Annotated in this window: 23 protein-coding genes; 8 read left to right on the top strand and 15 right to left on the bottom strand. The window is 71.3% G+C overall.

Annotated features, from left to right (window positions below):
- The first annotated feature begins 101 nt into the window (after window positions 1-101).
- Window positions 102-263, top strand: a complete 162-nt coding sequence (locus AB0I38_RS34305) for a hypothetical protein (protein WP_189126612.1) — start codon at window positions 102-104, stop codon at window positions 261-263.
- Window positions 264-324: 61 nt separating this feature from the next.
- The gene (locus AB0I38_RS34300) at window positions 325-1686 is read left to right on the top strand and encodes a glutamine synthetase family protein (RefSeq protein WP_358490347.1); all 1362 of its coding nucleotides are present in this window, start codon (window positions 325-327) and stop codon (window positions 1684-1686) included.
- Window positions 1687-1737: 51 nt separating this feature from the next.
- Here AB0I38_RS34300 and hisF read toward each other — a convergent pair whose 3' ends face one another.
- From hisF to hisD, 9 genes are read right to left on the bottom strand one after another with little or no spacing between them, the layout of a single operon-like run.
- Complete coding sequence (gene hisF, locus AB0I38_RS34295; RefSeq protein WP_189126614.1) at window positions 1738-2499, bottom strand: imidazole glycerol phosphate synthase subunit HisF; 762 nt, start codon at window positions 2497-2499, stop codon at window positions 1738-1740.
- A complete protein-coding gene (locus tag AB0I38_RS34290) occupies window positions 2496-2891 on the bottom strand; it encodes a Rid family hydrolase (RefSeq protein WP_358490342.1) in 396 nt (131 codons plus the stop codon). The genes hisF and AB0I38_RS34290 overlap by 4 nt, the downstream gene beginning before the upstream one ends.
- 23 nt (window positions 2892-2914) lie before the next feature.
- On the bottom strand, window positions 2915-3634 hold the full coding sequence (gene priA, locus AB0I38_RS34285; protein ID WP_358490337.1) for a bifunctional 1-(5-phosphoribosyl)-5-((5-phosphoribosylamino)methylideneamino)imidazole-4-carboxamide isomerase/phosphoribosylanthranilate isomerase PriA: 720 nt from the start codon (window positions 3632-3634) through the stop codon (window positions 2915-2917).
- Window positions 3634-3963, bottom strand: coding sequence for a hypothetical protein (locus AB0I38_RS34280; protein WP_358490335.1), 330 nt, complete (start codon window positions 3961-3963; stop codon window positions 3634-3636). Before AB0I38_RS34280 ends, priA begins: the two co-directional genes overlap by 1 nt.
- Window positions 3964-3985: 22 nt before the next feature.
- A complete protein-coding gene (gene hisH, locus AB0I38_RS34275) occupies window positions 3986-4618 on the bottom strand; it encodes an imidazole glycerol phosphate synthase subunit HisH (RefSeq protein ID WP_358490333.1) in 633 nt (210 codons plus the stop codon).
- Window positions 4612-4767, bottom strand: coding sequence for a hypothetical protein (locus tag AB0I38_RS34270; protein WP_358490329.1), 156 nt, complete (start codon window positions 4765-4767; stop codon window positions 4612-4614). The genes hisH and AB0I38_RS34270 overlap by 7 nt, the downstream gene beginning before the upstream one ends.
- The gene (gene hisB, locus AB0I38_RS34265; protein WP_189126620.1) at window positions 4764-5357 is read right to left on the bottom strand and encodes an imidazoleglycerol-phosphate dehydratase HisB; all 594 of its coding nucleotides are present in this window, start codon (window positions 5355-5357) and stop codon (window positions 4764-4766) included. Before hisB ends, AB0I38_RS34270 begins: the two co-directional genes overlap by 4 nt.
- Complete coding sequence (locus tag AB0I38_RS34260; RefSeq protein ID WP_358490390.1) at window positions 5354-6424, bottom strand: histidinol-phosphate transaminase; 1071 nt, start codon at window positions 6422-6424, stop codon at window positions 5354-5356. Before AB0I38_RS34260 ends, hisB begins: the two co-directional genes overlap by 4 nt.
- 47 nt (window positions 6425-6471) lie before the next feature.
- Window positions 6472-7779: a histidinol dehydrogenase gene (gene hisD / locus AB0I38_RS34255; protein ID WP_358490325.1), complete on the bottom strand. Its 1308-nt coding sequence runs from the start codon at window positions 7777-7779 to the stop codon at window positions 6472-6474.
- 122 nt (window positions 7780-7901) lie between these two features.
- Between hisD and AB0I38_RS34250 the strand changes: the two genes are divergently transcribed.
- Complete coding sequence (locus AB0I38_RS34250; protein ID WP_358490321.1) at window positions 7902-8381, top strand: nucleoside deaminase; 480 nt, start codon at window positions 7902-7904, stop codon at window positions 8379-8381.
- Between the two features lie 27 nt (window positions 8382-8408).
- Here the strand turns inward: AB0I38_RS34250 and AB0I38_RS34245 are convergent, their stop codons facing one another.
- On the bottom strand, window positions 8409-9548 hold the full coding sequence (locus tag AB0I38_RS34245) for an MFS transporter (RefSeq protein WP_358490317.1): 1140 nt from the start codon (window positions 9546-9548) through the stop codon (window positions 8409-8411).
- Between the two features lie 53 nt (window positions 9549-9601).
- Between AB0I38_RS34245 and AB0I38_RS34240 the strand changes: the two genes are divergently transcribed.
- The gene (locus AB0I38_RS34240) at window positions 9602-10342 is read left to right on the top strand and encodes an AraC family transcriptional regulator (protein ID WP_358490313.1); all 741 of its coding nucleotides are present in this window, start codon (window positions 9602-9604) and stop codon (window positions 10340-10342) included.
- Between the two features lie 45 nt (window positions 10343-10387).
- Entirely contained in the window at window positions 10388-10879 is a 492-nt protein-coding gene (gene ybaK, locus AB0I38_RS34235; protein ID WP_358490310.1) for a Cys-tRNA(Pro) deacylase, read from the top strand.
- Window positions 10880-10920: 41 nt separating this feature from the next.
- Here ybaK and AB0I38_RS34230 read toward each other — a convergent pair whose 3' ends face one another.
- Together AB0I38_RS34230 and murA are read right to left on the bottom strand one after the other, a co-directional pair.
- Entirely contained in the window at window positions 10921-13179 is a 2259-nt protein-coding gene (locus tag AB0I38_RS34230) for a transglycosylase domain-containing protein (RefSeq protein WP_358490305.1), read from the bottom strand.
- 52 nt (window positions 13180-13231) lie between these two features.
- Window positions 13232-14542, bottom strand: coding sequence for a UDP-N-acetylglucosamine 1-carboxyvinyltransferase (murA, locus tag AB0I38_RS34225; protein WP_358490301.1), 1311 nt, complete (start codon window positions 14540-14542; stop codon window positions 13232-13234).
- Window positions 14543-14606: 64 nt separating this feature from the next.
- Between murA and AB0I38_RS34220 the strand changes: the two genes are divergently transcribed.
- Entirely contained in the window at window positions 14607-15110 is a 504-nt protein-coding gene (locus AB0I38_RS34220; RefSeq protein ID WP_358490298.1) for a hypothetical protein, read from the top strand.
- Between the two features lie 37 nt (window positions 15111-15147).
- Here AB0I38_RS34220 and AB0I38_RS34215 read toward each other — a convergent pair whose 3' ends face one another.
- Both AB0I38_RS34215 and dnaE read right to left on the bottom strand, forming a co-directional pair.
- Window positions 15148-16518: an amidase gene (locus tag AB0I38_RS34215; RefSeq protein ID WP_358490296.1), complete on the bottom strand. Its 1371-nt coding sequence runs from the start codon at window positions 16516-16518 to the stop codon at window positions 15148-15150.
- 189 nt (window positions 16519-16707) lie between these two features.
- Window positions 16708-20235 (bottom strand): DNA polymerase III subunit alpha, encoded by a 3528-nt coding sequence (gene dnaE / locus AB0I38_RS34210; RefSeq protein ID WP_358490293.1) that lies wholly within the window; start codon window positions 20233-20235, stop codon window positions 16708-16710.
- A 153-nt stretch (window positions 20236-20388) separates the two neighbouring features.
- Between dnaE and AB0I38_RS34205 the strand changes: the two genes are divergently transcribed.
- Window positions 20389-21774, top strand: a complete 1386-nt coding sequence (locus AB0I38_RS34205) for an amino acid permease (RefSeq protein WP_358490290.1) — start codon at window positions 20389-20391, stop codon at window positions 21772-21774.
- Between the two features lie 68 nt (window positions 21775-21842).
- Here AB0I38_RS34205 and AB0I38_RS34200 read toward each other — a convergent pair whose 3' ends face one another.
- On the bottom strand, window positions 21843-22781 hold the full coding sequence (locus AB0I38_RS34200) for a chorismate mutase (RefSeq protein WP_358490289.1): 939 nt from the start codon (window positions 22779-22781) through the stop codon (window positions 21843-21845).
- A gap of 285 nt (window positions 22782-23066) precedes the next feature.
- On the opposite strand from AB0I38_RS34200, the gene AB0I38_RS34195 reads away from it, so the two are divergent.
- Window positions 23067-24830, top strand: a complete 1764-nt coding sequence (locus AB0I38_RS34195) for a serine/threonine-protein kinase (protein ID WP_358490288.1) — start codon at window positions 23067-23069, stop codon at window positions 24828-24830.
- Window positions 24831-24832 lie beyond the last annotated feature (2 nt).

Raw genomic sequence — 24832 nt, 5'->3', positions numbered from 1 at the left:
GAGATGCCCCCCGGTTAGGATCAAGAACATCTTCATAGAAGATGCCAGTGATCGCCCAGATCCGGGTATATACGGCTGGGAATGGACTGCAGGAGGCCCCCATGCAGGTCAAGAAGGTGATCACCTACGTTCTCGTGGCGTTCGTGGTCTTCTACCTGTTCACCCGGCCGGCAGAGGCCGCGAGCGCGGTCAATGGCGTGTTCAACGGGATCGTCCAAGGAGCCAATCAGTTGGCCGTCTTCTTTACCAATGTTCTGACCTGAGGTGCGGTTCTGTCTGCGTTAGACGCTTCCCCGCGCTGCTGGATCGTGTTACGCAGGCAGGATGAGAGATCGTCCGAGTGCCACCAAGATCAACCAGCCTGATCCCAACGTCCGGCGGATTCTGGAGCGGGCGGAGCTCGAAGGCATCGAGCTCATCCGCTTCCTCTACGCCGACCACGGCGGTGTCATTCGTGGCAAGGCGGCATCCCGGTCACGGCTGGCCGAGCGCCTCGACACGGGCATCGGGCACACGGTGGCCATGATGGCGATGAACATGCTCGACCAGTTGCAGGAGGTCGAGCATCTGGGTCCGGTGGGCGAGGTACGCATCGTCCCGGACCCCTCCACCTACGTCCCCCTCCCCCACGCGCCCGGCGCGGCAGCGATGCTGTCCGACCTGCGCGCCATCGACGGCTCCCCCTGGGACGCGTGCCCCCGCACCTTCCTCAAGGACGCGATCGGCGCTCTGGCGGGCGACGGCTACACCCTGATGGCCGCGTTCGAGCCGGAGTTCACGCTCGGCCGCCGTCTGCCGGACCCCTCCGGCGGCCCCGACCGGCTGCTGCCGATCGACGACAGCCTCTGCTACGCCAACTCCGGTTTCGACACGGCCCACGACTACACGATCAAGCTCATCCACGCGCTGGAGACCCAGGGGCTGCGGGTCGAGCACTACCATCCCGAGCTCGGGGCCGGCCAGCAGGAGCTGTCCGTACGGCACGCGCCGGCGCTGCGGGCCGCCGACAACCACGTCCTCTACCGCGAGACCGTGCGGGGCGTGGCGATGCGCATGTCGATGTGGGCCACGCTGGCTCCCAAGCCGCTGCCCGACCAGGCCGGCAACGGCGCCCACCTGCACCTGTCGCTGTGGCGGGACACACGCAACGTGTTCGCCGGCGGCGACGGGGAGCTCGAGTGCTTCATCGGCGGCCTGATCGCCCACCTGCCCGCCCTCACCGCGCTCACCTGCGGCAGCGTCAACGGCTTCCGCCGGTTGTCGCCCCGTTCCTGGGCCGGCGCCTACGCCGTGCACGGCCCCGACAACCGGGAGGCGGCGATCCGGATCTGCTCCCCGCTGGGCGAGAGCGGCGAGCCCAACCTGGAGCTGAAACCGTCTGACTCCTCGGCCAACCCCTACCTGTCGTTGGGCGCGGTCATCCACGCCGGCCTCGACGGCCTGCGCCGCAAGCTCGACCCGGGCGAGGCGGTCGGCATCGACCCCGACACCCGGCCCGGCCGCTACCCGCGGCTGCCCACGTCGCTGGACGAGGCGCTCGACGCGCTGGAGGCCGACGAGCTGCTCATGGAGGCGCTCGGCCCGCTGCGGCGCTCCGCCTACCTGGCCGTCAAGCGGTCGGAGGCCGTCGCGTTCTCGGCCCGGGACGCCGCCTACGAGTGCTTCCAGCACATGCGCGTCTTCTGACGCGGCGGGTGACCCGCCGCCGCCCACGGGGAACGACGGCGGTCCCGGCTCCTAGCGGACCGGATGACCCGCGTGACGCAGTGTCTCCTTGACCTCGGCGATCTTCAGAGTGCCGAAGTGGAACACCGACGCCGCCAGCACGGCGTCGGCGCCCGCCTCGACCGCGGGCGGGAAGTCCTCCAGCCGTCCGGCCCCGCCGCTGGCGATCACCGGCACCCGCACCGCGGCCCGCACCGCGCGGATCATCTCCAGGTCGTAGCCGTCGAGCGTGCCGTCACCGTCCATCGAGTTGAGCAGGATCTCGCCGACGCCCAGCTCCTCGCCGCGCGCCGCCCACTCGACCGCGTCGATGCCGGTGCCGCGCCGGCCGCCGTGGGTGGTCACCTCGAAGCCGCTCTCGGTGCCCGGCGCCCGGCGCGCGTCGACCGACAGCACCACGCACTGCGCGCCGAAGCGCCGTGACGCCTCGGTGAGCAGCTCGGGCCGCGCGATGGCGGCCGTGTTGAGCGACACCTTGTCGGCGCCCGCCCGCAGCAGCCGGTTGACGTCGTCGACCGAGCGGATGCCGCCGCCCACCGTGAGCGGGATGAACACCTGCTCGGCCGTCCTGCGCACCACGTCGAGCATGGTCTCTCGCTCACCCGACGACGCGGTGATGTCGAGGAAGGTGAGCTCGTCGGCCCCTTCGGCGTCGTAGCGCCTGGCCAGCTCGACGGGATCGCCCGCGTCGCGCAGGTTGGCGAAGTTGACGCCCTTGACCACCCGTCCCGCGTCCACGTCAAGACACGGGATCACCCTTACCGCCACCGTCATGCGCGTAGTGCCTCGATCTCGATCTCGACCAGCATTCTCGGATCCACCAGCCCGGCCACCTGTACGCCGGTGCACGCCGGCCGGACGTGCCCGAACACCTCGCCGATGGCCTTACCGACCAGGTCGAAGTGACAGTGCTCGACCACGTAGTAGCGGATCATGACCACGTCCTCGCGGGTGAGGCCGCCCCGCTCGACGGCTTCCAGCGCGATGCCCATCGCGGTAACGCTCTGCCCGTAGGGGTCTCCGACGAACCTGACCTCGCCGTCGACCGTGGCGGTGCAGCCCGACACGATGACCCGGTTGCCCACGACCACGGCGCGGGCGTAGCCGTACTTCTCCTCCCAGATGCCACCCGAGAAGACCCTGGAACCGGCGCTTTCCATACTCATGTTGCCCATCACGTCCCCCTCCCTTAACTCACCGCGACCAGCGCGCTCTGCAACGTGAAGGCTTGAGCGTAGAGGGCCTTCCCCACGATGGCTCCCTCCACTCCGTCCGGAACGAGAGAAGCCAGTGCGCGCAGGTCGTCGAGAGAGGACACGCCGCCGCTGGCGACGACGGGCTTGCCGGTGCGGGCGCAGACCTGCCGCAGCAGGTCGAGGTTGGGGCCGCGCAGTGTGCCGTCCTTGGTGACGTCGGTGACCACGTAGCGGGGGCAGCCGTCGGCCTCCAGGCGCTCCAGCACCTCCCACAGGTCGCCGCGCTCCTCGGTCCAGCCCCGGGCGGCCAGCGTGGTGCCGCGCACGTCGAGGCCGACCGCGATCTTGTCACCGTGCTCGGCGATGATCTTCCGGCACCACTCGGGGTTCTCCAGCGCCGCCGTGCCGATGTTCACCCTGCGGCAGCCGGTGCCGAGCGCGGCGGCCAGGGACTCGTCGTCGCGGATGCCGCCCGACAGCTCCACCTTGACGTCGACCCGGCCGATCAGCTCGCTGATCAGCTCCCGGTTGGAGCCACGGCCGAAGGCCGCGTCGAGGTCGACCAGATGGATCCACTCCGCCCCCGCCTCCTGCCAGGCCAGCGCGGCCGCCAGCGGCGCGCCGTAGCCGGTCTCGGTGCCGGCCTCTCCCTGGACGAGGCGTACGGCCTGGCCGTCCACCACGTCGATGGCGGGCAGCAATACGAGCGACATCAGATCCTCCGGTCGAAAGCGAGAGTCACCAGGACAGGTGCCAGAAGCAGGGAGAAGACGAAAACGCCGAAGCTCAGGAAGGCCGATCCCCAGATCAGCCACACCAGCGTCTGGACGAGCAGGAATCCGAGCAGCACCACGACGTTGCGAGCCCGGCGGCGGCGGGCGAGCAGGCCCCCCTGGCGGGCCACCCGCGCCGGGCGCGGGACCAACCGGGCGAGGCGGGCGCGCCGGCGGGCCGCGCGCGCTTGCCGCTGCTCGTTGAGGCGCATCGCGCGCGCCCGCTCGGCCTCACGTTCGGCCCGGCGGCGCGCCCGCTCCTTGCTCACCGAAGCTCACACCGGGAACGGCTCACAGGGTGCCGAGCCAGTTGCGCAGCAACGCCGCGCCGGCGTCGCCTGACTTCTCGGGGTGGAACTGGGTGGCCATGAGCGGGCCGTTCTCGACGGCGGCCACGAACGGCACACCGTGCTCGGCCCAGGTGACCAGCGGCTCGGCGAAACCGTCGCCCGGCCGCAGCTCCCAGTCGCGCACGCCGTAGGAGTGGACGAAGTAGAACCGCGTCGCGGCGTCGAGCCCGGCGAACAGCACGCTGTCCGCGGGCGCCTTGACGGTGTTCCACCCCATGTGCGGCAGCACGGGAGCGTCGAGCCGCTCGACCGTGCCCGGCCACTCGCCGCAACCCTCGGTCTCGACGCCGTGCTCGACGCCCCGGGCGAACAGGATCTGCATGCCGACGCAGATGCCCAGCACCGGCCGGCCCCCGGCCAGCCGCCTGCCGATGATCCGCTCGCCGCGAACCGCCCGCAGGCCCGACATGCACGCCTCGAAGGCGCCGACGCCCGGCACGACCAGCCCGTCGGCCTCCATCGCGGCGTCGGCGTCGGCGGTCACGGTCACGTCGCCGCCCGCCCTGGCCAGGGCCCGCTCGGCCGAGCGCAGGTTGCCGGATCCGTAGTCGAGGACGACGATCCGCTTCACCACCACATCACCCCCGCCATGATCGCCATCGCCGCGCCGATGGCGCAGATGACAGCGCCGATCTTGAGCCCCTGCTTGGCCAGGGAGAAGATGCCGCCGATCAGGAAGAGACCGATGAAGACCATCGCGATGGCGATCGCGTTCTCGCTCATAGGACTCCCTTCGTGCTCGGCACGCCCGTGGCGCGCGGGTCGGGCTCGGACGCCTCGCGCAGCGCCCTGGCCAGTGCCTTGAACTGGGCCTCGACGATGTGGTGCGCGTTGCGCCCGTAGGGGACGCTGACGTGCAGGCAGATCGCCGCCTGCGCGACGAACGACTCGAGGATGTGGCGCGTCATGGTCGTGTCGTATTCGGGGCCGATCATCGGCGCCATGCCCTCGGGCTCGGTGTGCACGAGGTAGGGCCGGCCGGACAGGTCGACGGTCACCTGGGCGAGCGACTCGTCGAGCGGGCACGACGCATTGCCGAACCTCCTGATGCCCGACTTGTCGCCCAACGCCTCGCGGAACGCCGCCCCCAGCGCGAGCGCGGTGTCCTCGATCGTGTGGTGGGAGTCGATGTGCAGGTCGCCCTCGGTCTTGACGGTCAGGTCGAACAGCCCGTGCTTGCCCAGCTGCGCCAGCATGTGGTCGAAGAAACCGACCCCCGTCGACACGTCGACCCGGCCGGTGCCGTCGAGACCCACCTCGACCAGGACCGACGTCTCCTTCGTTGCGCGCTCGACGCGGCCTACGCGACTCACAGAACTCCCTCCATCGCGGCGCGGAACGCCGCCATCTCCTCGCCGGTGCCGATCGACACTCGCAGCCATTCGGGCGGCCCGACCTCACGGATGAGCACGCCCCTCGCCAGCAGACCCTCCCAGACCGCGCGCCGCTCGGGGAAGCGCCCGAACAGCACGAAGTTGGCGTCGGAGTCGGCCACCGTCAAACCCTTGGCACGCAGCCACGCCACCGTGTCGTCGCGCTCGCGCCGCAGCTCGTCGACCGTACCGAGCAGCTCCGCGCGATGCCGCAACGCCACCCGCGCCGCCGCCTGCGTCAGCGTCGACAGGTGGTAGGGCAGCCGCACCAGCAGCAGCGCCTCGATCACGGCCGGATGCGCGGCCAGATAGCCCACCCTGGTGCCCGCCATCGCGAACGCCTTGGACATCGTCCGGGTGACGATCAGCCTCGGATGCTCCGGCAGCAGCGAGAGCGCGGACGGTGTGCCGCCCCGGGCGAACTCGAAGTAGGCCTCGTCGACCACCACCATGCCCCTGGCCGCCTCCAGCACCCTGGTGATGGTGCCGAGCGGCAGGGCCGTGCCGGTCGGATTGTTGGGAGAGGTCAGGAAGACGATGTCGGGCCGGTGCTCCTCGACGGCCGCGGCCGCCTTGGCCGGGTCGAGCGAGAAGTCGTCCTCGCGGACGCCGCTGATCCACTCGGTGCTGGTGCCGGTGGTGATGATCGGGTGCATCGAGTAGGACGGCTCGAACCCCAGCGCGGTGCGGCCGTAGCCGCCGAAGGCCTGCAGGATCTGCTGCAACACCTCATTGGAGCCGTTGGCCGCCCACACCTGACCGGCGCCCAGCCCGTGGCCGAGGTGATCGGCCAGCTCGGCGCGGAGCGCCTCGGCCTCCCTGTCGGGATAGCGGTTGAGCCCGGCCGCGTCGCGCCGCACCTCCTCGGCCAGGTCGTCGACCAGCGCCTTGGACGGCGGGTAGGGATTCTCGTTGGTGTTGAGCCGGACCGGGACGTCGATCTGGGGCGCGCCGTACGGTGTCCGGCCCCTGAGGTCGTCACGAATCGGCAGGTCGTGCAACTCCATGTGCTCCCACTTCGTCGCGTCGGCGGGTTCGGGCGCTCCCGGCACGGTCACGAGGGCACCTGCCAGTCGAAGCGCGCCCTGACCGCGGCGCCGTGCGCGGGCAGGTCCTCGGCGTCGGCCAGCACCGACACGTGCGCCGCCGCGCCGGCCAGCGCCTCACGGGTGTAGTCGACGACGTGGATGCCGCGCAGGAACGACTGCACCGACAGGCCACTGGAGTGGCAGGCACAGCCGCCCGTGGGCAGCACGTGGTTGGAGCCCGCCAGGTAGTCGCCGAGCGAGACCGGGGCGTAGGGGCCCACGAAGATCGCGCCGGCGTTGCGAATCCGGGCGGCGACCCCCGCCGCGTCGGCGGTGTGGATCTCCAGGTGCTCGGCCGCGTAGGCGTTGACCACCTTGACCCCGTCGTCGATGCTGTCGACCAGCACGATGCCGGACTGGCGGCCGCTCAGCGCCTCGGTGACGCGGGCGGCGTGCCGGGTCGCGCCGACCTGGCCGGGCAGCTCCTTCTCCACCGCCTCGGCCAGCTCCACGCTGTCGGTCACCAGCACGGCGGCGGCGATCACGTCGTGCTCGGCCTGGCTGATCAGGTCGGCCGCCACGTGCACCGGATCGGCCGTCTCGTCGGCCAGGATCGCGATCTCCGTCGGCCCCGCCTCGGAGTCGATGCCGATGCGGCCCTTGAGCAGCCGCTTGGCCGCGGCCACCCAGATGTTGCCGGGCCCCGTGACCATGGTGGCCGCCGGACACTCCTCGGTGCCGTAGGCGAACATGGCCACCGCCTGGGCGCCGCCGACGGAGTAGACCTCGTCGACGCCCAGCAGCGCGCACGCGGCCAGGATCGTGGGGTGCGGCAGCCCGCCGTGCTCCTTCTGCGCCGGGCTCGTCACGGCCAGCGACTCGACCCCGGCCTCCTGGGCGGGCACGACGTTCATGACCACGCTGGAGGGGTAGACGGCGCGGCCGCCCGGCACGTAGAGCCCGACCCGCTCGACCGGCACCCACCGCTCGGTGACGGTGCCGCCCGGGACGACCTGGGTCGTGTGGTCGGCGCGGCGCTGGTCGCGGTGGACCAGGCGGACCCGCCGGATCGCCTCCTCAAGGGCCGCCCTGACCTCGGGCGCCAGCTCGTCGAGCGCCCCGCGGATGGCCTGCTCGGGCACCCGGGCCCGCTCGATCTCGACCCCGTCGAACCTGGCGGTCAGCTCCCGTACGGCTGCCGCCCCACGATGGCGCACGTCCTCGCAGATGGGCCGCACCTTCTCCAGGGCGGCCTCGACGTCGAGCTCGGCGCGGGGCAGCACGTCGCGCAGGTCCTCGGGCAGAGAACCGCGCATGTCGATACGGGAAATCACCCCACCAGTCTACGGAGTCCACTGGGTGTATCCCGTTCCGTCCACCATCCGGACGCGCGAGTCGCAGCAGCTCCGGGGCCCCGGGCTAGCATGGCGATGAAGATCGCATCCTGGAGGCCGCCATGCTGACCGACGACGACCTGCTGCATCTGCGCCGCTGCGTGGAGCTGGCCGCCGAGGCGCTGCACGCGGGTGACGAGCCGTTCGGGTCGGTGCTGGTGGCCGCCGACGGCGCCGTGCTCGCCGAGGACCACAACCACGTGGCCGGCGGCGACCGGACCCGGCATCCGGAGTTCGCGCTGGCCCGCTGGGCCGCGGCCAACCTCACCCCGGAGGAGCGGGCGGGCGCGACCGTCTACACCTCGGGCGAGCACTGCCCGATGTGCGCCGCCGCGCACGGCTGGGTCGGGCTCGGCCGCATCGTCTACGTGAGCTCCTCCGAGCAGCTGGCCGGCTGGCTGGCCGAGCTGGGCGTCCCGGCGCCGCCTGTCCGGACCCTGCCGATCAACGAGATCGCGCCGGGTGTCGAGGTGGCCGGGCCCGTCCCCGGGCTCGCGGACGAGGTGCGGGAGCTGCAGCGCCGGTTCCACGCCGCGACCTGACCCAGGCCGCCCGTCGGGCCTCGCCCGTCAGGGCGTTTCCGCGACGAGCGAGGGGGCCGGCTCACGCAGGGTCCCCGACAGCAGCCAGGCCAGGGCCGGAAAGACCACCAGCACCGACAGGGCGAGGCGCAGGGAGGTGCCCTCCGCCAGCGCCCCGAGCAGCGGGCTGGTCAGCCCGCCCGCGCTGACCGCCAGGCCGAGCGTCACCCCGCCGGCCGTGCCCACCCGGCGCGGCAGGTAGTCCTGGCCCAGCGTCACGTGCAGGGAGAACGGCGCGTACAGGAAGATCGAGGTGGCCGCGACGAAGACGTAGGCCGCGTGACCGGGCACGAGCACGATCCCGGCGAGAGCCGGGACACTGGCCGCGTATGCCAGCCGCATCGTGCGCACCCGGCCCCAGCGGGCCGCGAGCCGGCCGCCGAGCACGGTGCCCAGCGCGCCGCCCGCGAACAGCACGAACAGCGCCACCGCGCCCGCCGCGCCGCCCCTCAGGTAGAGGGCGATGAACGCGCTCAGCCCGACGTACACGACGGACCGGAAGACGACCACCAGCGTGAGGCGGGCGAACGACGCCCAGTCATCCCGCCCCGAGACGGGCGAGGCGACGCCTCCCGCCGCCTCGCGCCCGGCCACGGCGCGGATCACGGTCAGCGTGAGCAGCGCGCCCGCCAGCGCCGGCACCACCAGGAGCGGCGACGCGCCCAGCCCGCCCAGCGACAGCAGCGGCGTGACGATGATGGGCGCGCTCGCGAAACCGAGCGTGCCGCCCAGGGCGAACCAGCTCATCCGCACGTGGCTGCCCTCGCTGGCGATCCGCGCCAGGCGCGCCGCCTCCGGATGGTACGCCGCCACCCCCAGCCCCGACAGGGCCACGGCCAGCCAGGTCAGCGTGTACGAGCCGGAGACGCCGCTGAGCGCGATCCCCAGCCCGGCGGTGGTCATGCTGACCGGGATCAGCCACGGCATCCGCCACCTGTCGGTCAGCGCGCCGAACACCGGCTGGACGACCGACGACAGCAGCGTGGCCGCCAGCACGACGCCCGACGCCGCCACGTAGCCGTAACCGCGCTCCATCACCAGGAACGGGACGAGAGCGGGCACCGCGCCCTGGTAGACGTCCACGCTCCCGTGGCCGATGGCGAGCATGGCGACCCTGTTCACCTTCACGGTTCGATCATCACCGCCGAGCGGCTGGCCTGCTTCCGATAAAATGCCAATCCATGATGGAAATCCGCCATCTGCCGGAGGCTCCCACGGGCAGGCGGCCCCTGGCGCCGGGCACGGGCATCGACGCCCACCGGCACGACACCCACCAGATCATCTACGCCTGCCGGGGGGTGCTGTCGGTCACCACCGGCGCCGGCACCTGGGTCGCCCCGGCCAGCCGGGCGATCTGGATCCCGGCGGGGACCGTGCATGAGCACCGCGCCCACGGCCGCACCGACCTGCGCCTGGTCGGGGTCTCCGACACCGACGACCCCCTCGGCCTGGCCCGGCCCGCCGTGCTGGCCGTGGGCCCGCTGCTGCGGGAGCTGATCATCGCCTGCACGGGCGACCGCCTCGACTCCGGCGAGGAGCGGCGGCTGCGGGCGGTGCTGCTCGACCAGCTCCGCCGCTCCCCCGAGCAGCCGTTCCATCTGCCCACGGCGCGCGATCCGCGGCTGGCGGCCGTCTGCGCGATGCTGCACGACGACCCGGCCGACGGCCGTACACTCGCCCAGCTGGGCACGGCGGCGGGCGCCAGCGCCAGGACACTGGCCAGGCTCTGCCGCGCCGAGCTCGGCATGAGCTTCCCGCAGTGGCGCACGCAGCTGCGGCTGCACCACGCGCTGCTGCTGCTCGCCGACGGCGTCGCCGTGACGACCGTGGCGCACCGCTGCGGCTGGGCCTCGGCCAGCGCGTTCATCGACGTGTTCCGGCGGGCTCTCGGGTACACCCCGGGCAGGGCCTTTACATTGTAGATTCGCTAGACTGTCCGTTCTCGGACACCGGAAGGGATCGACGACGTGAGCAAGGCGAAGGCCCAGGGGGGCACTCCGGCCACGGTGGCGTTGACCAGGGCCAAGGCGGCGTTCACGCTCCACCCCTACGAGCACGACGCCGCCGCCCAGGCCTACGGCGAGGAGGCGGCCGACGCGCTCGGCGTGCCGTACGAGCGGATCTTCAAGACGCTGGTCGCCGAGGTGGAGAGCGGGCTCGCGGTGGCCGTCGTGCCGGTGGCGGGCAAGCTCGACCTCAAGGCGCTGGCCGCGGCGCTGGGCGGCAAGCGGGCCGCGATGGCCGACGCGGCCAAGGTGGAGCGGGTGACCGGCTACGTGGTCGGCGGCATCAGCCCGCTCGGCCAGCGCAAGGCGCTGCCGACCGTGGTCGACTCGTCGGCGCTGGAGTTCGACACGATCTACTTCTCGGCAGGCAAGCGCGGGCTGCAGATCGAGACCGCCCCGGCCAACCTCGTCGCCCTCACCCGGGCCGTCACCGCCCCCATCGGCAAACGCTAGCCCCGCCTCGCACCCGCCGGCCTCCGCCGGCGACACGGCCGTCAGTGGTGGCGCCGGCCGCGCCAGGGCGGCCGGCCGTCCGGGAAGCGAGGGAAGCGGCGCGACGGGCGCCAGCGGGCGTGGTGGCCTTGGCGTTCCCGCAGCCACGGCCCGAACCAGTCGCGAGGGCGCTCGCCCGCGCGCCCGAGTGCCTCCCTGCGCTTCTCCTCCTCCTCGGCCTCCTTCAGCCCCGGCGTGAACCCGCCGCCGAAGCGGCCCATGTCGGGGCCGGGGAACCCGTGCGCCGGAGTGTCGCGCAACGCCCCCTGCATGGAGTCCACCCAGATCGGGCCCGGCAGCGACGCCCCCTGCACCGAGCCGTAGTACTGGCCGCCGATCTCCACGTTCTGCAACGGGAACCGGTAGGAGCCCCGGATGTCGCCCATGCTCACGGCCGCCGCCAGGTCCGGCGTGTACCCGGCGAACCAGGCCGAGGTGTAGCCGTTGTTGGTGCCGGTCTTGCCCGCCACCGGGCGGCCGATGCTCTGGCCGCGCATGGTGCCCTGGGTGAACACCCCGGACAGGATGTAGTTGACGGCGTCGGCGACCTGCCGGTCCATGACCTGCTCGCAGGCGGGCGGCACCCGGGTGGGCACGCCGTCGCGGCCGACGATCTCCACGATGGCCAGCGGGCGGCAGTACCTGCCCCGGGCCGCGAACGTGGCGAACGCCGCCGCCACCGTCACCGGGTCCATCTCGTTGATCCCCAGCGTGAACGTCGGCACCTCACGCAGCGGTTTGCCGTCGGCCCGGGTGATGCCGAGCGCCCTGGCGGTCTTGACCACGTTGCAGAGGCCGACCTTGCGCTCCAGCATCATGTAGAAGATGTTCACCGACTTCCAGGTGCCGGTCGACAGGCTGTGCGGGCCGCCGCCGCTGCCCTCGCCGCCGGCGTTGTAGATGGTCGCCCGCGGGTCGTTGACGGGCCGCCCGGCGCAGTCGCGATACCCCGGCGACGGCACCAGCGAGCCGGGCGTCTGGAACCCCTGGCCGAACCTCCAGCCCTGCCGCAACGCGGTGGCCAGGGTGAACACCTTGAACGTGGACCCGGCCTGGAAGCCCATGCCGCCGCCGTGCGCCACGTCCGCCGCCAGGTTGAACGTCGTCTTGCGCCCGTTCTTGCGGTCACCCGGGTTGCGGCCGAACTCCTTGCTGGCCGCCATCGCCCTGATCCGCCCGCTGTCCGGGGTGATCATGGCCTCGGCGGCCACCTCCGTGTCCTCGGGGTTGACCCGGCGGCGGATCGCCTCCTCGGCGGCCCGCTGCGCCACCGGGTCGAGACTGGTCCTGATCACCAGCCCGCCCCTGGCCATCCTGGTCCGCCGCTCGGCCGCCGTGTTGCCGAAGACCTGGTTGGTGAGCAGTTCCCGCTGCACGTACAGGCAGAAGTAGGGGTAGCGGCTCTGCCCGCACCCGCCGGGCTCCGGGCGGAGGTGGATGGCGAGCCGGCTCCGCTTGGCGATCTCGGCCTGCCGGGGAGTGATCTGTCCCAGGCCGGCCATCCGGTCGAGCACGATGTCCCGGCGCTCCTTCAACCGTGCCTGCCTGGCCCGGCCGAGCGAGGGATCGGTGGAGTACGGCATGCGGACGGCGCCGGCGAGCGTGGCCGCCTGCGTCAGGGTCAGCTCGGCGGCCGTGGTGGAGAAGAAACGCCGGGCGGCGGCCTCGACGCCGTACGCGCCCGCGCCGAAGTAGGCGATGTTGAGGTATTTCTCCAGGAGCTCGTCCTTGGTGTACTTCTTCTCCAGCGCCAGGGCCAGCCGCAGCTCGGTGATCTTACGGCCCACGCTGGGCGCCCGCGCCCGGTCCCGTTCCTGCTCCGTGTGGGCGCTCTCGACCAGGATGTTCTTCACCAGCTGCTGGGTGAGCGAGGAGCCGCCCTGCTTGATGCCACCGGCCTGGGTGTTGGTGAGCAGCGCCCGGAAGGTGCCCCGGACGTCGAGGCCGCCGTGCTCGTAGAAGCGGGCGTCCTCGATGGCCACGATCGCCTGGCGCATCACGGGGGCCACCCGCGACAGCCGTACCGTCGTCCGGTTGGCCTCGTAGAACTGGGCGAACGTCTTGCCGGTGCGGTCCAGCAGCCGCGTGACCTGGGCCAGCGGTTCCTCACGCGGCGGCGGCGGCAGGTCCACGAAGACGTTCGCGGCGCTCTTGGCGGCCAGGCCCGCCCCGCTCACGGCCGGTGTCACCAGCGCCGCCGCGAGCACTCCGCAGAGGGCCCCCGTCACGCCGAGCCCGCCGATGGATCTGAGCACACTCACTCAGGTGATCTGCGACCGACAGATCACCGGCAAACGCCCACTTCCGACTCCTTTACTGTTCTCGACGGATGTTCAGACCAAGCGACGCGAACTGCTCGAACGGCCGGTGATAGCCGCGTTCGATGTGGTGCACACCGCGCAGCGTGGACACGTCGTCGGCCACCGCCGCGGCCAGCACCGCCGAGAACCCCGCCCTGATGTCGGGCAGCGTGACGTCGGCGCCCTTCAGCCGCGAGACCCCGCGCACCACCGCCGAGTGCTTGGCGTTGGTGTCGTGGTAGCGGCAGGCCGGGCCGCCCAGGCACTGGTCGAACACCTCGATCTCGCAGCCCATCTTCTGCAGCGCGGGCACGTACACCAGGCGGTTCTCGAAGACCGTCTCGTGCAGCACCGACATGCCCTGGCTCTGCGTGAACAGCACCATGAGCGGCGTCTGCCAGTCGGTCATGAAGCCGGGGTGGGTGTCGGTCTGCACCGCCGCCGCGCGCAACCCCTCGGGCGGGGCCGTGGCGCACAGGTACTCGTCGTTGATGGCGAACTCGGCGCCCATCCTGGCCAGCGTGGTGATCGCGGTGACCAGCCGGTCCTGCGGGCAGCCGTGCACGCGCACTTCGCCGCCGGTGACCAGGCCCGCGGCCAGGTACGAGAACGCCTCGATGCGGTCGCCCGCCAGCCAGATGGAGGCGCCGTGCAGCCGTTCGACGCCCTCGATCACGATCCGGCGGTCGGGCGACAGCTCGATCCGGGCGCCCATCCGCTGCAGGAACAGCGCCAGCTCCACCACCTCGGGCTCCATCGCGGCGTTCTTCACCACGGTCTTGCCCTCGGCCAGCACCGCCGACATCAGGATCGTCTCGGTGGCGCCGACGCTCGGGTAGGGCAGCTCCAGCCGGACACCGTTCAGCCGCTTGGCCTTGGCGTAGATGCCGGTGTCGCCGACCTCCACCTCGGCGCCCATCGCGCGCAGCGCCTCGACGTGGAAGTTCACCGGCCGCCGCCCGATGGGGTCGCCGCCGACCAGCGGCACGAACGCCTCACCCGCCAGGTGCAGCAGCGGGCCGAGCATCAGGATGGGGATGCGGTTCAGGCCGGTGAACGCGTCGGGCACGCGCGGCCGGATCTCCGGGCCCTGCGCGATGCGGATCTCGTTCTTGCTGATCTCGACGTCGATGCCCAGGGCCTCCAGCATGGCCGCGGTGATGCCGACCTCGCCGACCTCGGGGACGTTGTGGATGCAGCTCTCACCGCTGCCCAGCATCGCGGCCACCATGTGCTTGGAGACGGCGTTCTTGGAGCCGCGTACTTCGACGTCGCCCCTGAGCGGGCCGGAGGGTTCGATCAGCCAGACCTCTTCGTGAATCACGAAGTGAGCCTAACCGGGAGATACCATCAAGCTGATCCTGACGCGGGCGGTGAAGGGAAGTGGCGTGGCGAGGCATGTGCGGCCGTTCGCGGTGACCGTCCTCATCCTCGCCTCGACGGCCGTCCTCGCCGGGCTGCTCTGGTCGTGGCTGTCGCCCCGCGCGCCCTACCAGATCACCGACCAGGGGCAGGTGCTGGCCGACCCCTCCACGCAGGCCCTGATCGCCGCCGACGGCTGGTTCGCGGTGGTCACCGGAGTGCTCGGGCTGGTCTGCGGGGCGGTGGGCTGGCGTCTTCGGCGCGGTCACGAGCTGGCCGTGCTGGTGGGGCTCTGCGCGGGCGGGCTGCTCGCCGCCTACATCACGCTCTGGGTGGGCTCGGCGTTCACGCTGGGCGTGGTCACCGTGGAGGCGGCCGCGCAGCCCGGGACCACGATCGTCCCCGGCTCGCTGCGGCTGACCGCCTTGGGCGTGCGGGTGGCCTGGCCGCTGTGCGCCGTCGGCGTCTTCGGGCTGCTGGAGGGCATGCACGGCTACCGCGAGTCGCCGCTGCGCAAGCCGTATACGTAGTTGAGGAGCTTGCGACGATACGGGATCGTCTGATCGTCTAGAGGGGCGGGCGGCGCTCGCCGTGGCGGGTGGCCTGCTCGAAGGCGTGGGCCACGCGCAGCACCGTGGCGTCGGCGAACGGCCGGCCGACGATCTGCACCCCGACCGGCAGCCCCGACGGCGTGAACCCGGCCGGCACCGAGGCGGCGGGCGCGTGCAGGACGCTGATCCAGTAGGCGGAGCGCATCCACGACAGGTAGTCGGGCAGCCGGACCCCGTTGATCTCGCTGACGTGCGGCTGCTCGACCGGGAACGGCGGCACCTGGCTGACCGGCGCGATCAGCACGTCGTAGGTGTCGAAGAAGCCGGCCATCCGCTGGTAGAGGCCGCTGCGCAGCCGCTCGGCGCGGGCCAGGTCGGCGCCGGTGACCTGGCGGCCCTGCTCGACGTTCCAGGCGGTGTTGGGACCGAGGCCGTCCAGCTCGCCGAAGGACAGGGCGTAGAACCAGGCGCGGTAGACGCGGAAGGCGTCGTCGGCGTCGGACAGGTCGAGGTCTACCTGCTCGACCCGCGCGCCCAGCCGCTCGAACACGCCCGGCGCGGTCGCCGTGACGGCCGCCGTCTCGGGATCCACCGGCAACCCGCCGAGATCGGGGCTCCAGGCCACCCGCAGCCCCGCCACGCCCTGCTCGGGGTCGCGGCGGAAGCCCTCGGTGATCGAGTAGGGGGACCGCGGGTCGAACCCGGCCACGGCCTCCAGCATCAGGGTGAGGTCCTCGACCGTCCTCGCCATCGGCCCCGGCACGGACAGGGTGTACCAGGCGGCGATCTCGGACGGCGCGGGCACCCGCCCGGGGGTCGGCCGGAGCCCGGCCACGTTGCAGAACGACGCCGGATTGCGCAGCGACCCGCCCATGTCGGAGCCGTCGGCCAGCGGCACCATGCCGGCCGCCAGGGCCGCCGCCGCCCCGCCGCTGCTGCCTCCGGCGGACCTGGACAGGTCGTAGGGGTTGCGCGTGGCCCCGAACACCTCGTTGACCGTGTGCGACCCGGTGCCGAACTCGGGCGTGTTGGTCTTGCCCACCGTGATGGCCCCGGCGCGCCTGAGCCGCTCGACGATCAGGTCGTCCTTGTCGGGCACGTTGCCGGAGTAGAGCGGCGACCCGTACGTGGTGCGGATGCCGGCCGTACTGGCCAGGTCCTTGTGCGCCACCGGCACCCCGTGCAGCGGCCCCTCGGGCTCGCGCGCGTCGGCCGCCTTGGCCGCGTCGAGCGCCTGCTCGGCGACCAGCGTCACGATGGCGTTGACCCGGGGGTTGACCCGCTCGATCCGGTCGAGATGGGCCTCCAGCAACTCGACGGCGCTGATCTGCCGGGTCCTGACGAGGCGGGCCATCTCGGCGGCGGTCAGGTAGCAAAGCTCGCTCACCTGACCATCCTCTCTCACCCGCTCCGGGGCGGACGATGGCGAGGTTTGCCCACCCAAGGGGTGGATCGTCGTGAGGAGACCCGCTCCCCGCCACCGTCAGGCCGCTGACGAGCCGGTTGACGGGCCGCTTGATGGGCCGCTTGATGGGCCGCTTGATGGGCCGCTGACGCGCCGCTGGACGGGCCGGCGTCAGGCGCCCAGGCAGGCAGGGCCGAGGAGTTGCTTCAGGTCGCCCATGAGCGCCGGCGACGGCGTCACGCGGAGCCGGTCCTCGACCCGCATGACGGTCGTCTTGGGGCCGTTGTGCACCTGCAGGTGGACCTCAGAGGTGCCCGGATGAGTGCTGAGGATCTCCTTGAGGCGGCCGACGACCGGCGCCGTGCACCGGTTGAGGGGCAGGCTCACCAGCAGTGGTCCGCCCGCCTCCTGGGTGAGGTCGGGCGCGGTCACCTCCATCGCGATGATCTTGGCGACGTCCTCGCGCTTGTCGACGCGGCCCTTGACGAAGACGATCGCGTCCTCGGCCAGGATCGTCGAGCACAGCTGGTAGGACGAGGGGAAGATCATCACCTCGATGGCGCCCTCCAGGTCCTCCAACTGGGTGAGCACCCAGGTGTCGCCCTTCTTGGTGACCTTGCGCTGCACCCCGCTCAGGATGCCGCCGACGGTGACGATGTGGCCGTCGGGACGGCTGTCGTCCTGGACCGCGGCGATCGAGCAGTCGGCTCCCGAGGCCAGGATGTGCTCGACCCCGAACAGCGGGTGGTCGGAGACGTACAGGCCGAGCATCTCCCGCTCGAACTGCAGCAGGGTGTTCTTGTCCCACTCCCCCACCGGGATCTGCACGTCGAACGTCTGGTCCTCGCCGTCCTCGATCGCGCCGAACAGGGAGTCCTGGCCGATGGCCTCGTTCTTCTTGATGTCGATGATCGCGTCGACGGCCTGCTCGTGCACCATGACCAGGCCCTTGCGGACGTGGCCCAGCGCGTCGAACGCGCCGGCCTTGATCAGCGACTCGATCACCCGCTTGTTGCAGACGATCGCCGGGACCTTGCGCAGGAAGTCCTTGAAGTCGGCGAAGCGGCCCTTCTCCCTGCGAGCGGAGATGATGCCGTCGACGACGTTGCCCCCCACGTTGCGCACCGCCGACAGGCCGAAGCGGATGTCGGTGCCGCGCGGCGTGAAGTCGAAGTCGGAGTCGTTGACGTCGGGCGGGAAGACCTTGATGCCCATGCGGCGGCACTCGTTGAGGTAGAGGGCCGACTTGTCCTTGTCGTCCTTGACACTCGACAGCAGCGCGGCCATGTAGGCGGCCGGGTGGTTGGCCTTGAGATAGGCGGTCCAGTAGGAGACCAGGCCGTAGGCGGCCGAGTGGGCCTTGTTGAAGGCGTAGTCGGAGAACGGCAGCAGGATGTCCCACAGCGTCTTGACCGCCTGGGCGGAGTAGCCGTTGTCCTTCATCCCGCTCTCGAAGGACTCGAACTGTTTGTCCAGCTCGGCCTTCTTCTTCTTGCCCATCGCGCGGCGCAGCAGGTCGGCCTTGCCGAGCGAGAACCCGGCGACCTTCTGCGCGATGGCCATGACCTGCTCCTGGTAGACGATCAGGCCGTAGGTCGTGTCGAGGATCTCGCTCAGCGACTCCTTGAACTCCGGATGGATCGGGGTGATCTCCTGCTGGCCGTTCTTGCGCAGCGCGTAGTTGGTGTGGGAGTTGGCGCCCATCGGGCCGGGCCGGTAGAGGGCGCCGACGGCGGAGATGTCCTCGAAGTTGTCGGGCTTCATCAGCCGCAGCAGCGAGCGCATGCCGCCACCGTCGAGCTGGAACACGCCCAGCGTGTCGCCCCGGCCGAGCAGCTCGTAGGTCTTGCGGTCGTCGAGCGGCAGCTTGAGCAGGTCGATCGACTCGCCGGTGGTCGACTCGATCATCTTGAGGCAGTCGTCGATGATCGTGAGGTTGCGCAGGCCCAGGAAGTCCATCTTCAGCAGGCCGAGCGTCTCGCAGGTCGGGTAGTCGAACTGCGTGATGATGGCGCCGTCGGAGTCTCGGCGCATGATCGGGATGTAGTCGGTGATCACCTCGGCCGACATGATCACGCCGGCGGCGTGCACCCCGGTCTGCCGGATCAGGCCCTCCAGCCCTTTGCCGAGGTCCATCGTCGCCTTGACGTCGACGTCCTCCTCGTAGAGCCTGCGCAGCTCGCCCGCCTCGTCGTAGCGGGGATGGTCCTTGTCGAAGATGCCCGCCAGCGGGATGTCCTTGCCCATCACCGCGGGCGGGAACGCCTTGGACACCTTGTCGCCGAGCGCGTAGGGATAGCCGAGGACGCGACCGGCGTCCTTGATGGCGGCCTTCGCCTTGATGGTGCCGAACGTGGCGATCATGGCGACCTTGTCGGCGCCCCACTTCTCGGTCACGTAGCGGATCACGTCGGCCCGCCTGCGCTCGTCGAAGTCGATGTCGACGTCGGGCATGGAGACGCGGTCGGGGTTGAGGAACCGCTCGAAGATCAGGCCGTGCGGCAGCGGGTCGAGGTCGGTGATGCCCATCGCGTAGGCCACCAGCGAGCCCGCGGCCGACCCTCGGCCCGGCCCGACGCGGATGCCGTTCTCCTTGGCCCACATGATGAAGTCGGCGACCACGAGGAAGTAGCTCGGGAAGCCCATCTGCTCGATGATGCCGACCTCGTAGTCGACCTGCCGGCGGTGCTCGTCGTCGTAGCCCTCCGGCCAGCGGCGGTCCATGCCCTCCCAGACCGTCTTGCGGAAGAACTCCTGCTCGGTCATGCCGTCGGGGACCGGGTAGGTCGGCATCAGGTTCTTGAACTCGAAGAACCCGGTCGGATCGACCTTCTCCGCCACCAGCAGGGTGTTGCGGCAGCCCTCGGCCCACAGGTCGGAGCCGTCGACCGCGCGCATCTCCTCGGCGGTCTTGATGTAGTAGCCGCTGCCGTCGAAGCGGAACCGGTCGGGGTCGGACAGCTGCTTGCCGGTCTGGATGCACAGCAGGGCGTCGTGGGAGGCCGCGTCGGACTCGTAGGTGTAGTGGGAGTCGTTGGTGACCAGCGGCGGGATGGACAGCTCCTTGCTGATGCGGGTCAGCCCGTCGCGGACCCGGCGCTCGATGTCGAGCCCGTGGTCCATGATCTCCAGGAAGAAGTCGTCCTTGCCGAAGATGTCCTGGAACTTCGCCGCGGCCTTGAGCGCCTCGTCGTACTGGCCGAGCCGGAGCCTGGTCTGCACCTCACCCGACGGGCAGCCGGTGGTCGCCATCAGGCCCTCGGCGTGCTCGGCCAGGATCTCGGCGTCCATCCGCGCCCACTTGCGGACGAACCCCTCGGTGTAGGCCCGCGAGCTGAGCTTCATCAGGTTGTGCAGGCCGGCCTTGTCACGCGCCCAGATCGTCATGTGGGTGTAGTAACCGCCCGCTGACACGTCGTCGCGCTTCTGGTGGGGCTCGCCCCACAGCACCGGCTTCTTGTTGTGGCGCAGCTCGGGCGCCACGTAGGCCTCGATGCCGATGACCGGCTTGATGCCCGCCCCGGTCGCCTGCCGGTAGAAGTCGTAGGCGCCGTGCATGTTGCCGTGGTCGGTGATCGCGATCGCGGGCATGCCCAGGTCGCCGACCTGCTTGAACATCTGCTTGAGGCGTGCGGCCCCGTCGAGCATGGAGTATTCGGTGTGCACGTGCAGATGGACGAACGAGTCGCTGGACGACATGGAGCGGCGCCTCCCGGTCTGTTGTGGTGTGCGCTCCGACTCTAGTGGTCGCCACCGACATCTCGCCCGCCGTACGGGACGGCGTGCCGGACCCGCCGGAGCTCGTGTCCCGGATATCGTCATCTTTACGGAGAGTGATGAAAGGGACACCCTGTGCATACGGCAAGTGACGAGGGATACCGGCATTCGCTGGGCAACCGTCAGGTCCAGATGATCGCCATCGGCGGTGCCATCGGCGTCGGCCTGTTCCTCGGCGCGGGCGGGCGGCTGGCCGCGACCGGGCCCGCCCTGATGATCTCCTACGCCGCCGCCGGGCTGGCCGCCTTCTTCGTCATGCGGGCGCTCGGCGAGCTGGTGCTCTACCGGCCGGTGTCGGGCTCGTTCGTCGAGTACGCCGGCGAGTTCATCGGCCCGTGGGCGGCGTTCGCCAGCGGCTGGATGTACTGGATCAACTGGGCCTTCACCGGCATCGCCGAGCTGGTCGCCATCGCCGCCTACATCTCCTACTGGGCCCCGGGTTTCCCGCGGTGGCTCACCGCGCTGATCGCGCTGACGTTCGTGCTGGTGGTCAACCTGCTGTCGGTCAGGCTCTTCGGCGAGCTGGAATTCTGGTTCGCGCTGCTCAAGGTGCTGGCCATCGTCACCTTCCTGGTGGTCGGCCTGGCGCTGGTGCTGTTCTCGGTCGGCCAGGCGACGCCCGGCAATCTCGTCTCACACGGCGGCTTCTTCCCCACCGGAGCCCCGCTGGTGCTGATGAGCCTGCAGTCCGTGGTCTTCGCGTACGCCTCGATCGAGCTGGTCGGCATCACCGCCGGCGAGACGGCCAAACCGCACGAGGTCATGCCGAAGGCGATCAACGGCGTGGTGTGGCGCATCGCGGTCTTCTACGTGGGCTCGGTCGTGCTGCTGGCCATGGTGCTGCCGTGGACCGCCTACCGGGCCGGCACCTCACCGTTCGTGACGGTCTTCGACGGTCTGGGCGTGCCGTGGGCCGCCGACGCGATGAACCTCATCGTGATCACCGCCGCCCTCTCCTCCTGCAACTCCGGCCTGTACGCCACGGGACGCATCCTGCGCTCGATGGCCCGCAAGGGGGAGGCCCCGCGCTTCACCGGCACCCTCAGCACCCGGCACGTGCCGATCGGCGGCATCGTCTTCACGGCCGCGATGTTCCTCGGCGGTCTGGTCCTGTTCTACTTCCTGCCCGAACGAGCGTTCAACATCGCCACCGCCGTCGCCTCGCTGGGCGTGATCACCACCTGGGGCACCCTGGTCTACTGCCAGCTGCGGCTGCGCCGGTCGGGTCACCGCTCGGCGTTCCCCATGCCCGGCGCCCCCTACACGAACTGGCTGACGCTCGCCTTCCTGGCGCTGGTGGTGCTGCTGATGCCGTTCGCGGACGAGGACCAGCGCCTGGCCTTCTACCTGCTGCCGGTGCTGGCCGCGGGGATCGCGTTCGGCTGGCTGACGCTCAGGAGGCGGCGCGCGGCCACGGCGATCGACCCCGTCGCCGACCCTGCGGTGAATCCCGCCGAGTGAGCCTCACGGGCTGATCGCCGGGCTCACCGGCGGTGCCTCGCGACGTTCCGGGGCCCCCGCGGTCCGCCTCACCGGCGGGCGCGGTCCTCGGCCAGGTGCAGGCCCGCCTCGATGACCGCGTTCATGACCGGCGTCAGCCGTTCCGCTCCCAGCTCGGGCGCGCGGGCCGCCATCCGGACCACGAGGTCGCGCTCGCGTCCCGGATCGCGGCCCGCGAAGCCGCCGACGGGCTTGAGCGTCTGCACGATCCCGGCCAGCGCGGCCCGCCGCTCCAGCAGCGTGGCCAGCGCCGCGTCCACCCGGTCGATCGCCTCCCTGCACTCCGGCAGCGTGGCGGGCGTCTCGGGCCGCAGCAGCGCCCCGACCAGCGTCGCGGCCTCCTCCGCCACACGCAGTGCCGTCTCCTCGTCCGTACGGGCCGCCGTCTCCTCCTCGCCGGCGCGGGAGGCCGCCGCGTCCCGGCCCGTGCCCGTACCGGAGACCGGCGGGCCGGTCGCCAGGGAGCGGTCCAGGACCAGCCCGTCGGCGCCCGCCGCGACCGCCGCCGCGGACAGGCCCACGTCGGCCGACACGTCGGCGAGCACCGGGCGGCCGGACGCCGCCCGGGCGGCCCGGAGCAGCCCGAGGTCCAGCCGGCCCCTCTCGCACAGGATCACCTGGTCGCCGCATTCGGCCGCGCAGTAGTCGGCCAGCGCGAGCCACTCCTCCAGAGACGCCGAGGGGCGGCGCTCCACCACCACCGGCAGTCCCAGCCCGGCCACGGCGCGCACCAGCGGGACGTCGCGCGTCCACGCAGCCCCCACCACCACGGCCTCGGCCCGCGCCGCGATCACCGGCAGGTCGGCCGCGGCGGACGGCTCCACGAGCGTGGCCCGCTCGCGCAGCGTCTCCGCGGCCGGGCCGCGGTGATCGCGCAGGCTCATCCGGCCGCCGATCACGACGGCCGGTCCCGCGCCCACGCGCAGCCCGCCCACGGTGACGACGTGCCGTTCCAAGGTCGATGACATCTCGGCTCCCCACTCGGGCCGGCCCGCTGGAGCCGGCCGAAAACCAAAAAGGCAGAGACGAGGCGTCTCTGCCTGTTGCCGACTCCAGGTGGTCGCTAGCGGACGACCGGCCCTCCCGGAGCCGGCTCGGTAAACGCGTGGCGACAAGTCATGTCAGAACCTTACACCGGTCATCCACCTGCTGGACTCTCCTTCTCAAATGGCGGACTGTCCCTGCGGTGAGTCGCCGTTGATCCCTCGCTATGGGAGTATTTCTTGGCCAAGAGGGAGGGTTTGAGGCCGTTGATGTCGGATCGCAAGCGTGACGGACGCCGCATCGCCGGCCGTTACCAGCTGCAGGAGCCCATTGGCAAGGGTGGCATGGGCATCGTCTGGCGAGCCCATGACGAGTTGCTCGACCGTGTGGTCGCGGTCAAGGAGGTCCGTTACGCCGCCGCCCTGGGCGACGAGGTGCAGCTGCTCAACCGCCGTACGATGCGCGAGGCGAGGGCCGCGGCCAGGTTCGAGCACCCCAACGTGATCGTCGTGCACGACGTGATCGAGGAGGACGACCGGCCGTGGATCGTCATGCAACTGGTCCCGTCGCGCTCCCTGGGCGCGGTGATCAAGCAGGACGGGCCGCTGCCTCCCAAGAAGGTGGCCGAGATCGGCCTCGCGGTGCTCGACGCGCTGCACCGAGCGCACGAGTCGGGCGTGCTGCACCGTGACGTCAAGCCGGAGAACGTCCTGCTGGCCGACGACGGCCGGGTGGTCCTCACCGACTTCGGCATCGCCACCCTGGAGACCGAGACGCAGCTCACGGTGACGGGGCTGGCGGGCACTCCGGCGTTCATCGCGCCCGAACGCCTCAAGGGCCTGCCCGCGCGGCGCGAGTCCGACCTGTGGTCGCTCGGCGCGACGCTCTACACCTCGGTGGAGGGCCGCTCGCCGCACGAGCGGGGGATGGCGCTGGCCACCATGCACGCGGTGCTGACCGACGAGCCCGATCCCGCGCCGCACGCGGGGCCGCTCGCCGAGGTGATCAGCGGCCTGCTGGCCAAGGAGCCGGTCCAGCGTCCCTCCTACGAGGAGACGAGCCGGCTGCTGCGCGAGGTCATCGCCCAGGCGAGCCCGCCACCGACCATGCGGATGCCCGCGCAGCCGGCGGCCGGCCCGCGTGGCCACCAGGTCCCCGCGCAACGGGGCCCGGCCGAGGACGACACCCCTACCGACCCCGACCTGGTTCCCCCGGCCGCGCCGGCCGGCCGGCAGACCCCGTCCACGCCGCCGGAGACCGGCACGCGGCTCCCCCCGGCGTCCGGGCCGCCCACCGGGGCCACCGTCGAGTCCGGCGGCTCGGACGGGCGGCGGCTCGGCCCGATCATCGCGGCGGCCTGCGTGGTCGTCCTGGTCGCCGGCGTGGGCGGCTACCTCGGCCTGAGCTCCGCCCCCGACTCCGGCGCCGACCGGAACCACACCTCCGCGTCCTCGGCGTCGCCGGAGGGCTCTCCCCCGGCGAGCGGGCCCGCGTCGCCGGAGCCCACGCCCGGCGAGTCGGCGAGCACGGAGCCCACGCCCAGCTCGACGCCCTCCTCCAGCCCGACGGCGACCGCGACGACCGCCGCGCTGCCCAGCGGCTGGAAGATGTACAAGGACAAGATGGGCTTCTCCATCGGCCTGCCGAAGGGCTGGAAGGAATACACCCGCAACGGCTCCCAGGTGTTCTTCCGCGGCCCGGGGGCGGGGTCCAACGCCTTCCTGATGGTCGAGGAGGCCAGCGATCCGGGCTCCGACCCGTACAAGGACTGGAAGCAGCAGGAGCCGGGCGCCAGGGGCCGCTTCGGCGGCTACAAGCTGATCGACATTCACAAGGTCGACTACATGAAGGCCGCCGCCGACTGGGACTTCACCTGGAACACCAACACCGGCAAGACCCGGGTCCGCAATCGCGGCTTCCTCACCGAGAACGGCCGCGGCTACGCCATCTACTGGCACAACCTGAACAGCCGCTGGAAGAAGGACAAACACTTCTTCGACACGTTCACCGCGACGTTCAAACCCGCCAAGTAGGC

The sequence above is a fragment of the Nonomuraea cavernae genome, from assembly GCF_040655715.1.
Taxonomy (GTDB): Bacteria; Actinomycetota; Actinomycetes; order Streptosporangiales; family Streptosporangiaceae; genus Nonomuraea; species Nonomuraea cavernae_A.
Note: the sequence above shows the minus strand (reverse complement) of the source record. Positions and strands in the feature narration are given on the sequence as shown.